We start from the raw sequence: 11,515 nt of genomic DNA, 5'->3' as shown, positions 1-11,515 counted from the left end.
TCGTCGCCGGACCGGAAGCGGGCTAAGTCTCTTCCCGCGAGCGAGCTGAACGATGCCGCAGGCGATCGGAAAAGCCTCCTAAATTACTGATGGAACGTGGTTTCCGTCAATGATTGGTGGTCGTGCATATGGCGTAAATGGCATCAATATTGTCATTTTCGCCTTTCGCTCCGTGCGGATGCGGCGTCGGTTCGGTCGCGCCAACCCTCGACCCAACAGGAGAACAGTCATGAAAGTCTTCGCCATCGGATCGGCCCTCAAGCCCATCACCGACGAGCAGCGCAAGGAGATCATGCCGAAGGAAGTCCCGGATACGCTGCGGCTCTACCTCGACGGCAAGATCGAGCAATTCTGGTTCCGCGACGACAAGCCCGGCGTGGTGTTCCTGATGAATGTCGACTCGGTCGAGCAGGCCAAGGCGACCATCAACGCGCTGCCGCTCGCCGCCGGCGGCATTTTGGGATTTGAGATGATCCCGGTCGGTCCGCTCAAGCCGCTCGGGCTGCTGCTGCAGGGCAGGTGAGCGGCGCACGCTCGCAGGTTTGAAGAACACCGGGCGGCCCTCGCGGCCGCTCGGCCTCGCCTTGTGCAGCGACGTCATTGAACGGCTGCGATGCGATCGCTCCGGCTACCATCGCGGCCGCCGCCGTCCTATACCTCGGCGATGACCCGCGACGAATTGGTTGCCGCCTATACGGCGGCAGGCCGCCACTATCACAACCTCGCGCATATCGAGGACTGCCTCGCGGCGCTCGCGCGCGTCGACGGCCTCTCGGCGGCCGAGCGCGAGATCCTGTCGGAAGCGATCTGGTGGCACGACGTCGTCTACGATCCGACCCGGCCGGACAATGAAGAGCGCAGCGCGCAGCTTGCCGAGCGGCATGTCCGTGCCGATATCAGCCGCGAGGTCGGCCGCCTGATCCGTCTGACCAAGACCCACGACGTGCAGGCTGATGATCGTCTCGGCGCGATCCTGATCTCGATCGATCTCAGCATTCTCGGCGCCGAGCCCGCGCGCTACGAGGCCTATGCGGCTGCGATCCGGCAGGAGTTCATTCATGTCGGCGATGCCGACTACCGCGCCGGCCGTGGCCGCGTGCTCCGCCACTTTGCCGCTCGCCCGGTGATCTACCCCGACACCGGTTTTGCCGCGACATATGATCGCCGTGCCCGCGACAACCTCGCGCGTGAACTGGCGGCGCTGGGCTGAACTCGCGCGGCTGCGCGCGATCAGCGCTACCGCACCGGCTCCTTGATCTCGTCTTCGGCCGCAACCGCCTGCGCAGGCCCCGTCGACCGCACCATCAGGAACGTTCCCGAGAACCGTGTGCCGCGGATGCTCCAGCGGCCGTCGATCTCGGTCGCGTCGGCATTGACCGCGCCTTCATAATGCACGGTGTCATAGCCATAGCCCGGCGGCTCGTAGCGTTTGACGAAGGTGACCGAGCTGCCGGAGCGATGTCCGGCAAGCGAGGCATTGTGGGTGCTGAGCGGGCAGCCCGGCATCATGCAGGGCTCGGTCACGCTACCGCCGAGCGCGCCGCCGGCGTCGATCAGCGTCGCCAGGAAGGTGACCATGCCGCTGGGCTGAACATAGCTGCCGTCCCAGACGCCGGTGAGATTGTCGGTCATGCTGCTCGTCCGGATTGCGCGTGTCGAATCGCAACGATCGATGTGGTGCAGGCAGCGCCTCAACGCAAGTTGCGCGCAGCACGCCCGGTTGCCTGACCGGACAAAAGGGTCTGTAATCCCGCCCAACAGATCAAGAAGAATTTTGGGAGCTGATATGACGGGAGAGGCGAAAACCCATTTCGAGGTGATTGTCGTCGGCGCCGGCGTCGCGGGCATCTACCAGATCAAGCGGCTCGCCGATCTCGGCATCGACGCCACCGTGCTGGAAGCCGCGCCCGATCTCGGCGGCACCTGGTACTGGAACCGCTATCCAGGCTGCCGTTTTGACTCGGAGAGCTACACCTACGGCTTCTCGTTCTCGCGCGAACTGCTCGACGAGTGGCACTGGAAGGAGCGCTTTTCCGGCCAGCCCGAAAATTTGCGTTACCTGAATTACGTCGCCGACAAGTTCGATTTGCGCCGGCACATGCAGTTCAACTGCAAGGTCGAAACCATGCAGTTCGACGAGACGCGTGACGTCTGGCAATTAAAGCTCGGTGACGGCCGCGCGCTGACCTGCCGCTTCGTCGTGCTCGCGATCGGGCTATTGTCCGCGCCGACGATGCCGCGCGTGCCCGGGATCGAAGACTTCAAGGGCCGCTCGTTCCACACCTATTACTGGCCGCACGAGCCGGTCGATCTTGCCGGCAAGAAGGTCGCCGTGATCGGCACCGGCGCGACCGGCATTCAGGTCATCGGCGAGATTGCCGACAAGGTAGGCCAGCTCACGGTGTTCCAGCGCCGGCCGAACTGGAGCGCGCCGCTGAACAACAGCGAGATCTCGGAAGAAGAAATGGCCGACATCCGCGCCCGCTATGACGAGATCTTCGCTGCCTGCGCGCTGACGCCGGGCAGTTTTGTCCACGGCCCCGACAAGCGCGGCTTCTACGAGGTGAGCCGCGATGAGCGGCTGGCGCTGTGGGACAGGCTCTACGACGAGCCCGGCTTCGGCATCTGGCTCGCGAACTTCCGCGAGATCTTCATGGATGAGGCCGCCAATGCAGAGCTGTCGGAATATATTGCAGGCCGCATCCGCGGCCGCGTCAACGATCCCAGGGTCGCCGAAAAGCTGATCCCGCGGGATCACGGTTTTGGCGTGCAGCGCCTGCCGCTGGAGACGAAGTATTTCGAGGCTTACAACCGCGACAATGTGCACCTCGTCGATCTCTCCGAGACGCCGCTGGTCCGCGTCACGGAGACAGGCCTGCGCACCACCGCGCGCGACTACGAGTTCGACATCATCGTCTACGCCACCGGCTTCGACGCCATCACCGGCGCCTACGATCTGATCGACATCAGGGGCATCGGCGGAGCGCGTCTCGCCGACAAATGGAAGCAGGCGCCGTCGACCTTCCTCGGCATGCTCGTGCACGGCTTCCCGAACCTGTTGATGCCGACCGGCCCGCAAAGCGCCTCCGCGTCCACGAACTTTCCGCGCGGCATCGAGAACGGCGTCAACTGGTGCACCAACCTGCTGCAATACATGTGGGCCCGCGGCCTGACCCGCGCCGACGCGACGCTCGAAGCGCAGCAGCGCTGGACCGCGCATGTCGTCAAGATGTACGAGATCATGCTGATGCGCAAAGCCAAGTCGTGGTTCACCGGCTACAACTCCAACGTCCCTGGCCACGAAGAGGGGACGGTGCGCTACTTCGTCTACAACGGCGGCACGCCGAAGTTCTTGGGGATCATCAACGGCGTGGCCAACGGTGGGTATCAGGAGATCAAGTTCGAGGCGGGAGCGCGCGGTGATGCGCAGACGGCGGCGGTTGGTGCGTCGGCATAAGCATCGAACAGTCTGATAATTCGCATGAGGTTCGGCGCCTCTTGCGGGCGCGCGATAGTAAGGACATTAGTCTCTTATCCGCTGCACGTTTGTCGAAGACTAGAGATTAGCATCTCGAGAACCTCGATTGTATTGCGGTCTGGAACGCCCGCAAAGCCTTTGACGTCAGTGAGGGCTTGCCGAGCGACGCTTAGTAAGTTCTCTCTCTCTTGGGCAGTGGCGCAAATGTTTGCATAGCTCTGTAACGCGAGCGCCGCATGATAGAATAGAAAGGGTTGTTCGCTAGTGAAGCGATTTGCCAACCAAGTAAGGTCCGCGACACGCGGGACCATCTGCATCATTGCTATAGCAGCCAGTCGACTTCCAGGCGATTCGGAGCCCTTATAGACGCCCAGGTAATCGACGAGGCTCGGGGCTAAGGAGCGCATCTTGACGACCACTCGAGTCATAGCTCGAGTACGTTCTTCGCCCGATCGAAGCGAACGCCTTAGGCCGTCGTATTCCAAGCAAAGCTTGTCGAGTTCTCTCAGAACGGCCTGCTGGCCAATGTCTTGGGCCTGAATGGCTATTCGCGATGCGGCTTCGATCTGTCCAGGAGATATTTTCCCGCTCTTGTTTGCTCCATCTGCAGCTTCGGCATCAGCGACACGATCCAGCTCCACCGCAATCCCTGGAAGTGAAGCCTTTTTCACTCGTTCGAGCAGGGTTGGAACCTTACCGAGCGCCAACCGCAACTCCCTACGGAAAATAAAGACGATCAGAAGGATGGCGATGGGCCACGCAATGGCTCCAACGAGTGCGGCAATACTCGTGAGCAATTTTGCAAAATCTTCCATTCTTCTACCAATTAAGGTACATGTCCCCGCCTTCGAATTCGAGTAGGAGCGCTATCCTAGGTAGAAAGGCGAGCTAAGCAAGCCCTTTGCCACCATATACAAAAAGGCCGGGTTCTCGCCCTGCCTGTCCATTCCGTGGATGCCCCGGGTCAAGCCCGAGCAAGACGAGCGGTGAGGTGATGCCTCACAACACCCGATTGCTCTCCTTCACTTTCTCCGCGTCGAGTTACACGCTCTCGCCCGTTTCCTTGAACTGGCGCTCATCTGCGCCATGCCCTGCTGCTTGAGCTTCACGCCATAGTCGCGGGCGTCCTGGATCTTCATCAAGCAGAATTTCGGCCCGCACGTCGAGCAGAAATACGCGGCCTTGTGGGCTTTCTTCGGCAGGGTCTCGTCGTGGAAGTTCTTCGCGGTGTCCGGATCGAGGCCGAGGTTGAACTGGTTCTCCCGGCGGAAGTCGAAGCGGCATCGGTGGCTTACGCCTTTGGCTAAACCACCCAGCCGTTGCCACCGACGTCACATCGAGCAGCGAACATACGGCGTCTCCATTGGCACCGGTTCCTTGGAGCTGAGCGTGATCCTGTTCTCTCCAGTGGGTTTCACCTCGAATGTGACGTCTGATATCGCGACACCATCCGAGCACGACGCAATCATCCGTACACTCTGCCCGTCGTCGTGCAACGATTTGACGGTGCACTTTTGAAACGTGCCGGTGATCTGCTTTCCCTGCACGATCAGGCCGCCCGCGTTGAGATCGGCATCTGGCTTGAACGCGAGCTTATTGTTCTCCTTGGTGAACACCTTGTCGCAGGCCGCGGTATCGATCGTCCAGGCTCCGTTCAAATCCGCAGCCCGTGTCGAGGTCGATTGCGCAATGAGAAATACCAAAAGCACCGCATTGAAGGTTCTCATGAAACTCTCCAAACTAAAGGGCTATCGGGCTACCGACCCTTCGCGAACCGGATGTGGAATGGTTGCTTTTGAGCATCATAGCATGTGATGAGATGGAAGATATTCCGTTGATCCAAGTCAATGGTTCTGCGGACCATTTGGCATGGCCAACCCTCGACCATGGGCCGGTTGCTGTCGTGATCGGTCCTGTACGATCCGCGCACACACGATGGATTACGAGTACGCGCCCTCGAAGCAAAAAGACCGGGCTTTCGCCCGGTCTTTTGTTTTCCTATGGATGCCGGGGTCATCCAGCGCGAAGACGCGCTTCGCGCTTTTGCCCGGGCATGACGAGCAGTGAGGGTCACAACACCCGATTGCTCTCCTTCACCTTCTCCGCGTCGAGATACAGGCTCTCGCCCATCTCCTTGAACTTGGCGCTCATCTGCGCCATGCCGTCCTCGATGGTGCCTGACATCGATGCGCCGACGCCCGTCGGGTCGTTGAGCGTCGCGGCGTAGTCGCGGACGTCCTGGGTGATCTTCATCGAGCAGAATTTCGGGCCGCACATCGAGCAGAAATGCGCGACCTTGTGGGCTTCCTTCGGCAGGGTCTCGTCGTGGAAGTTCTTCGCGGTCTCGGGGTCGAGGCCGAGGTTGAACTGGTCCTGCCAGCGGAAGTCGAAGCGAGCGCGCGACAGCGCATCGTCGCGGAGCTGCGCGGCGGGGTGGCCTTTGGCGAGATCGGCGGCGTGGGCTGCGATCTTGTAGGTGATGACGCCGACCTTGACGTCGTTGCGATCCGGGAGGCCCAGATGCTCCTTCGGCGTGACGTAGCACAGCATCGCGCAGCCGAACCAGCCGATCATCGCGGCACCGATGCCCGAGGTGATGTGGTCATAGCCCGGCGCGATATCGGTGGTCAGCGGCCCGAGGGTGTAGAACGGCGCCTCGCCGCATTCCTTGAGCTGCTTGTCCATGTTGATCTTGATCTTGTGCATCGGCACGTGGCCGGGGCCCTCGATCATGACCTGGCAGCCCTTGTCCCACGCGATCTTGGTCAATTCGCCGAGCGTCTCCAGCTCGGCAAATTGCGCGCGGTCGTTGGCGTCCGCGATCGAGCCCGGGCGCAGGCCGTCGCCGAGCGAGAACGAGACGTCATACTTGCGCATGAGGTCGCAGATCTCGTCGAAATGCGTATAGAGGAAGCTCTCCTTGTGATGCGCCAGGCACCACTTGGCCATGATCGAGCCGCCGCGCGAGACGATGCCGGTGACGCGGTTCGCCGTGAGGTGGATGTAGGGGAGCCGGACGCCGGCGTGGATCGTGAAATAGTCGACGCCTTGTTCGCACTGCTCGATCAGGGTGTCCTTGTAGAGCTCCCAGGTCAGCTTGACGGGGTCGCCGTCGCACTTCTCCAGCGCCTGGTAGATCGGCACGGTGCCGATCGGCACCGGCGAGTTGCGCAAAATCCATTCGCGGGTGGTGTGGATGTTGCGCCCCGTGGAGAGGTCCATCACGGTGTCGGCGCCCCAGCGGATCGCCCACACCATCTTGTCGACCTCTTCCTCGACCGACGACGTCACCGCCGAGTTGCCGATATTGGCGTTGATCTTGGTCAGGAAGTTGCGGCCGATGATCATCGGCTCGAGCTCGGCATGGTTGATGTTGGAGGGGATGATGGCGCGGCCGCGCGCGATCTCGTCGCGGACGAATTCCGGCGTGATGAAGGCCGGCACCGACGCGCCGAAGCTCTCGCCGTCGGCCAACGCGGCTTCGGCGCGCTCGAGCTGCTGCTTGCGGCCGAGATTCTCGCGCTCGGCGACGTAGATCATCTCCTTGGTGATGATGCCGGCGCGGGCGAATTCGAGCTGCGTGATCTTGTGGCCGTCGAGGCCGCGCAGCGGCGTGTGATGCGCGGTGAACGCCTTGGCGGCATGCGCTGCGCCGACGTTGCCGTTGTCCTCCGGCTTGATGGTGCGGCCCTCATATTCCTCGACGCCGCCGCGCTCCCTGACCCAGGCGAGGCGATTGCGCGGCAGGCCGGCGTTGACGTCGATCGTGACGTCGGGATCGGTGTAGGGGCCCGAGGTGTCATAGACCGGCAGGTTCGGCTCGCCGGCGCCCTCCGACAGGATGATCTCGCGCAACGGCACGCGAACATCGGGTGCAGCCTCCGGCGTTGCAAAGATCTTGCGCGAGGCGGGCAGCGAGCCGGTGGTGACGGCGGGGCGGGTGGTGTCGGGGTTCGAGCGGATGTTCATGAGGGATCCTCCTTTTTAATTCGTGCGAAAGTCTTTGTTCTCGTCATCCTGAGGTGCTCGCGAAGCGAGCCTCGAAGGATGCACGAGCCGGGCCGTCGCCCTTCGAGGGCCGCCGAAGTGGCGGCCACCTCAGGGTGACGGGATGGATAGTGTGCGATGCCCAGCATCACGCGGCCTCCGCACGGATGCCGAGCCACTGCCGCACCCGCGCGTCGGGGTCGGCGTTCTGGGTGACGTCACTGACGACGGCGATTGAATCAGCGCCGGCGGCGAAGATCTCGGCGGCGTGCTCGAACTTGATGCCGCCGATCGCGACAAGGGGGATCGAGCCGATCCGCTTCTTCCACTCGGTGATCTTTGGAATGCCCTGCGGCTCGAACCGCATCGACTTCAGCGTGGTGAAGAAGATCGGGCCGAGCGCGACATAGTCGGGCCTGGCGGCAAGCGCGGTGGCGAGCTCGGCGTCGTCATGGGTGGAGACGCCGAGCGTCAGCTTGGCTTTGCGGATTTCGGCGAGGTCGGCCTCGGCGAGATCTTCCTGGCCGAGATGCAGATGCTCGGCGCCGGCGACGATCGCCGCGCGCCAGTAGTCGTTGACGACGAGTTTTGTCGGCGTGCCCCTGGTCACCGCGAGCGCGTCGCTGACGATCTGCAACGCCTCGGCGTCGTCGAGCTCCTTGGCGCGCAGCTGGATCGTGCCGACGCCGAGTTTTGTCAGTCGCTCGACCCATTTGACGCTGTCGACGACGGGATAGAATGGATCAGGATACGGCATGCCAGAACGGGGTCCCAACGACAGGGGTGGAGGGGGAGGCGAAGTCGCGGGCTTCCATCAGCCCGGCTTGATAGGCGGTGCGGCCGGCCTCGACGCCGAGGCGGAAGGCGTTGGCCATGGCGACGGGATCTGCGGCTTTGGCCACCGCGGTGTTGAGCAGCACGGCGTCATAGCCGAGCTCGAGCGCCTCGGCCGCGTGCGACGGCGCGCCGAGCCCGGCGTCGACCACCAGCGTGATGTCGGGCAGGCGGTCGCGCAACAGCTTCAGGGCGTCGCGGTTGGTGATGCCTTTGGCACTTCCGATCGGCGCGGCCCACGGCATCACCACCTTGCACCCTGCTTCGACCAGCCGCGCGGCGACCGAGAAATCCTCGGTGCAATAGGGGAACACCTCGAAACCGTCCTTGATCAGGATCGCGGCCGCCTCGACCAGGCCGACCACGTCGGGCTGCAGCGTGTCGTTGTCGGCGATCACTTCGAGCTTGATCCAGGGCGTGCCGAACAATTCGCGCGCGAGCTTTGCGGTGGTCACCGCCTCCTTCACGCTGCGGCAGCCCGCGGTGTTCGGCAGCACGGTGACGCCGAGCTCGCGGATCAAGGACCAGAATGCATCGCCGGTCTTGCCGCCCGCGGCCTCGCGCCGCAGCGACACCGTGACGATGCTGGCGCCGGACGCGCGGATCGCGTTCTGCATGATCGCAGGCGAGGGATACAGCGCCGTGCCGATCAGCAGGCGTGAGGGGAAGGATTTGCCGTAGAAGGTGACCATATCGTCTATGCCTCGTGGTCGTGTTCGCTGCCGCGCATACAACTCGTCATCCCCGCGAAAGCGGGGATCCAGTATTCCAGAGGCCGCGCTGTGATACGGAGAAGCCGCGGCGTACTGGATCGCCCGGTCCCGTCTACGCCAAGGCTTCGACGAGGCCATGGCTCCCTGGCGCGCCGAAGCTTTAGCGAAGGCGGCAAGCCGGGCGATGACACCGGAGTATGCGGAATGCGCATATTCATCATTATCACCCTCCCTGCCGCGGCGTGATGATCTCGATCTCGTCGCCGGCTTGTAGCCGCGTCTCGGCCCAGCGGCCCTTCGGCACCACGTCGAAATTCACGGCGATCGCGAAATGCGTGCCCTCGTAGTCGAGCTCGGCCAGCAGCGCGTCGACGCTGGCTGCGTTGATCTCCCGCTGCTCGCCGTTGACGATCACGCGCATTGCATCACCTCGTTGTCGATTTCACCGCGCGCGAGATAGGCGAGCGTCAGCTCGGCCAGCGCCGGCGCCAGCAGGAAGCCGTGACGGTAGAGTCCGTTCACCGTGATGCGTTCCTGCTCGATCCTGATTTTCGGCAGATTGTCGGGGAAGGCCGGGCGCAGACCGGCGCCGAATTCGACGATGCGCGCCTCGCCGAACGCCGGATGCACGACATAGGCCGCGCCCAAGAGCTCGAGCGCCGAGCGCACGCTGACGCCGTTGTCCTCGGCCTCGATCGAGGTCGCGCCCAGCATGAAGCGGCCGTCGCCGCGCGGGATCACGTAGAGCGGCCAGCGCGGATGGATCAGCCGCACCGGGCGCGACAGCTCGACCTCCGATGTCTCGATGATGATCATCTCGCCCTTGACGCCGCGCAGGCTCGGCTCGCGGTCGCGTGCGGCCAGTCCCCGGCAGTCGATCACGAGGCCGTCGAGATCATCCGCCTCGGCGTCGCTGCCGAACTTGATGGCGCCGCCGGCCTTGGCGATCGCGGCGTGCAGCCGCGGCAGCACGCGGCGTGGCTCGACATGGCCCTCGTCGGGATAGAACAGCCCCTCGCGGAAGCGGCCCTCGAGCGACGGCTCGAGCGCGCGGACGCCCTCGGCATCGAGCCTGTGGTGATTGGTGGTGAGGCGGGCAAAGCGCTCGAAATCGGCGCGGTCGCGCGGATGCGTCACCACCAGCGAGCCGTTGAACGCCGTTTCCGGAACATGCTGCCGCCACAGGTCGAGCGAGCGGATGCCTAGGCGCGTGATCAGGGGCTCGGAGGCTTCCTCCTCGCACCAGGGCGCCAGCATTCCGCCGGCCCAGTGGCTCGTGGATTCCGTCATCCCAGCGTCACTGCGCTCATGCAGGGTGACGGCACGTCCGGCCTCTGCGAGCAGCAACGCATGCCAGGCGCCGGCTATGCCTGCGCCGATGATGGAGACGGGGGAATCCCCCCGCGGTCTTGACGTCTGATACATCCCTGTCCCTTCGCCGGCATGACCCGGATCAGGTTCAAAGGGTCACCGCGGTCCCGGACTCTTTGCCTACTGGCGAAGTCCAAGCTTGCGGTATCTCAGCTCCTCCTTCGGAGCACCCCTCGGAACGCCCCTAATGTAGGCGGATGAGCTTGCGTGTCAACTTGTATGCCACGGGCCGCGCCACCGCGTGCGCAGAGCGCTCTTGCCCGGAACGCAGCGCAGCGCGACTGAGGTGCGTTGCTGAGCCGGGGCCTACCACCTGTCGGACAGGGGTCCCGGCTCTGCGGGGCAACGCTGCACGTTGCGCCACGTCCGCGACATGAAAGCACTTATTTGGAAGCTTGTTCCGGCTTCGGCTCGGCGGTATCGGCGGTGATTTGGTCCTGCTTGGCGAGCTCCTTCGGCGGTGCACCGGCGCCGCCATTCTTCGCCTCTTTCAGGTGATCGCCGCGCTGGCGCTTTGCGACGTAGTAATACCCGCCCGCGAAATAACGCACGGCTCGATCGAAATCGCCATGGGCGGCGCGATAGGCGCCGGCGAGGTATTTGACGCCGTATCGGAGGTTGGTCGCGGCGTCGCGCAGGCCCTCGGCGGTACCGGTGTAGCCGACCCCGCGGGCGGTCGCGAGCTTGATCTGCATCATCCCGATGGCGCCGCCGCGCCCGATCAAATGCGGCTGATACTTGCTCTCGCGTACGATGACGCGATGCACCAGCTCTTCCGGCACCAGATTGGCCTGGGCCTCGGCCGCGACCATCGCCTCATATTGCGCCCGCGATTGTGCGCTCGCGCCGGCGCAGGACGCAAGCCACGCAATGGCGGCAAGGCAGCTAAGGGTCTGAACGGTCTTCATCTCGGGTCGCTCGGAGTGATCAACGCGCGTCGGTTCTGCGGTCTCATTGGTACGGCGAGCGGGCAGGAATGTGGCAAAACCTTCGCATCAGCGAACGATCTGCGTCCATGATTTGTCGGGCTGTCGATGACCGCAGGGCGCGATTGCAGAACGCATGCTTCAAATTGTTCGCATCAATCGTCGCAGCTGAAAATTGTCGTCGGCTCTGATTTGGCCGCTCACTT

The 11,515-nt window shown here is 63.5% G+C and carries 12 protein-coding genes, 1 pseudogene and 1 riboswitch; of the genes and pseudogenes, 3 read left to right on the top strand and 10 right to left on the bottom strand.

From position 1 onward, the window contains the following. Positions 1-229: 229 nt before the first annotated feature. Together BI327_RS33645 and BI327_RS33640 are read left to right on the top strand one after the other, a co-directional pair. A complete protein-coding gene (locus BI327_RS33645) occupies positions 230-523 on the top strand; it encodes a hypothetical protein (RefSeq protein WP_076865671.1) in 294 nt (97 codons plus the stop codon). 141 nt (positions 524-664) lie between these two features. Beyond that, entirely contained in the window at positions 665-1,210 is a 546-nt protein-coding gene (locus BI327_RS33640) for an HD domain-containing protein (RefSeq protein ID WP_076865670.1), read from the top strand. Positions 1,211-1,236: 26 nt separating this feature from the next. Here the strand turns inward: BI327_RS33640 and BI327_RS33635 are convergent, their stop codons facing one another. Further along, positions 1,237-1,632, bottom strand: a complete 396-nt coding sequence (locus BI327_RS33635; RefSeq protein ID WP_076865669.1) for a hypothetical protein — start codon at positions 1,630-1,632, stop codon at positions 1,237-1,239. A gap of 154 nt (positions 1,633-1,786) precedes the next feature. On the opposite strand from BI327_RS33635, the gene BI327_RS33630 reads away from it, so the two are divergent. Then, positions 1,787-3,457, top strand: a complete 1,671-nt coding sequence (locus BI327_RS33630; RefSeq protein ID WP_076865668.1) for a flavin-containing monooxygenase — start codon at positions 1,787-1,789, stop codon at positions 3,455-3,457. A 74-nt stretch (positions 3,458-3,531) separates the two neighbouring features. Here BI327_RS33630 and BI327_RS33625 read toward each other — a convergent pair whose 3' ends face one another. The 9 genes and pseudogenes from BI327_RS33625 to BI327_RS33585 all read right to left on the bottom strand — a co-directional run bounded on the left by BI327_RS33625 (position 3,532) and on the right by BI327_RS33585 (position 11,291). Next, the gene (locus BI327_RS33625) at positions 3,532-4,293 is read right to left on the bottom strand and encodes a hypothetical protein (RefSeq protein WP_076865667.1); all 762 of its coding nucleotides are present in this window, start codon (positions 4,291-4,293) and stop codon (positions 3,532-3,534) included. Positions 4,294-4,519: 226 nt separating this feature from the next. Further along, positions 4,520-4,764 (bottom strand): annotated as a pseudogene (locus BI327_RS41395) (phosphomethylpyrimidine synthase ThiC); the annotation flags it as partial. Positions 4,765-4,809: 45 nt separating this feature from the next. Further along, positions 4,810-5,205 carry a hypothetical protein gene (locus BI327_RS33615; RefSeq protein ID WP_076865666.1) on the bottom strand — a complete coding sequence of 132 codons (396 nt, stop codon included), beginning with the start codon at positions 5,203-5,205 and terminating at the stop codon, positions 4,810-4,812. 343 nt (positions 5,206-5,548) lie between these two features. Then, positions 5,549-7,447, bottom strand: a complete 1,899-nt coding sequence (gene thiC, locus BI327_RS33610; protein ID WP_076865665.1) for a phosphomethylpyrimidine synthase ThiC — start codon at positions 7,445-7,447, stop codon at positions 5,549-5,551. 166 nt (positions 7,448-7,613) lie between these two features. Further along, entirely contained in the window at positions 7,614-8,222 is a 609-nt protein-coding gene (locus BI327_RS33605; protein ID WP_076865664.1) for a thiamine phosphate synthase, read from the bottom strand. Continuing rightward, positions 8,209-8,991, bottom strand: coding sequence for a thiazole synthase (locus BI327_RS33600; protein ID WP_076865663.1), 783 nt, complete (start codon positions 8,989-8,991; stop codon positions 8,209-8,211). The genes BI327_RS33605 and BI327_RS33600 overlap by 14 nt, the downstream gene beginning before the upstream one ends. A 244-nt stretch (positions 8,992-9,235) precedes the next feature. Beyond that, positions 9,236-9,433, bottom strand: a complete 198-nt coding sequence (gene thiS, locus BI327_RS33595) for a sulfur carrier protein ThiS (RefSeq protein ID WP_076865662.1) — start codon at positions 9,431-9,433, stop codon at positions 9,236-9,238. Then, positions 9,424-10,437, bottom strand: a complete 1,014-nt coding sequence (locus tag BI327_RS33590; RefSeq protein ID WP_076865661.1) for an FAD-dependent oxidoreductase — start codon at positions 10,435-10,437, stop codon at positions 9,424-9,426. The genes thiS and BI327_RS33590 overlap by 10 nt, the downstream gene beginning before the upstream one ends. After that, positions 10,425-10,567: riboswitch (TPP riboswitch) on the bottom strand. It overlaps the preceding gene by 13 nt. A 199-nt stretch (positions 10,568-10,766) precedes the next feature. Further along, complete coding sequence (locus tag BI327_RS33585; protein ID WP_076865660.1) at positions 10,767-11,291, bottom strand: lytic transglycosylase domain-containing protein; 525 nt, start codon at positions 11,289-11,291, stop codon at positions 10,767-10,769. Between the last annotated feature and the right edge of the window lie 224 nt (positions 11,292-11,515).

This window comes from Bradyrhizobium mercantei (assembly GCF_001982635.1).
In the GTDB taxonomy this organism is placed as follows: domain Bacteria; phylum Pseudomonadota; class Alphaproteobacteria; order Rhizobiales; family Xanthobacteraceae; genus Bradyrhizobium; species Bradyrhizobium mercantei.
The sequence above is the reverse complement of the archived record's forward strand: the minus strand, read 5'-3'. Positions and strand labels throughout refer to the sequence as shown.

What these genes read in the sequence shown, in the direction of transcription:
- BI327_RS33645 (WP_076865671.1), top strand. Translation starts at nt 230, where the DNA reads ATGAAAGTCTTCGCCATCGGATCGGCCCTCAAGCCCATCACCGACGAG.
- BI327_RS33640 (WP_076865670.1), top strand. Translation starts at nt 665, where the DNA reads ATGACCCGCGACGAATTGGTTGCCGCCTATACGGCGGCAGGCCGCCAC.
- BI327_RS33635 (WP_076865669.1), bottom strand. Translation starts at nt 1,632, where the DNA reads ATGACCGACAATCTCACCGGCGTCTGGGACGGCAGCTATGTTCAGCCC.
- BI327_RS33630 (WP_076865668.1), top strand. Translation starts at nt 1,787, where the DNA reads ATGACGGGAGAGGCGAAAACCCATTTCGAGGTGATTGTCGTCGGCGCC.
- BI327_RS33625 (WP_076865667.1), bottom strand. Translation starts at nt 4,293, where the DNA reads ATGGAAGATTTTGCAAAATTGCTCACGAGTATTGCCGCACTCGTTGGA.
- BI327_RS33615 (WP_076865666.1), bottom strand. Translation starts at nt 5,205, where the DNA reads ATGAGAACCTTCAATGCGGTGCTTTTGGTATTTCTCATTGCGCAATCG.
- thiC (WP_076865665.1), bottom strand. Translation starts at nt 7,447, where the DNA reads ATGAACATCCGCTCGAACCCCGACACCACCCGCCCCGCCGTCACCACC.
- BI327_RS33605 (WP_076865664.1), bottom strand. Translation starts at nt 8,222, where the DNA reads ATGCCGTATCCTGATCCATTCTATCCCGTCGTCGACAGCGTCAAATGG.
- BI327_RS33600 (WP_076865663.1), bottom strand. Translation starts at nt 8,991, where the DNA reads ATGGTCACCTTCTACGGCAAATCCTTCCCCTCACGCCTGCTGATCGGC.
- thiS (WP_076865662.1), bottom strand. Translation starts at nt 9,433, where the DNA reads ATGCGCGTGATCGTCAACGGCGAGCAGCGGGAGATCAACGCAGCCAGC.
- BI327_RS33590 (WP_076865661.1), bottom strand. Translation starts at nt 10,437, where the DNA reads ATGTATCAGACGTCAAGACCGCGGGGGGATTCCCCCGTCTCCATCATC.
- BI327_RS33585 (WP_076865660.1), bottom strand. Translation starts at nt 11,291, where the DNA reads ATGAAGACCGTTCAGACCCTTAGCTGCCTTGCCGCCATTGCGTGGCTT.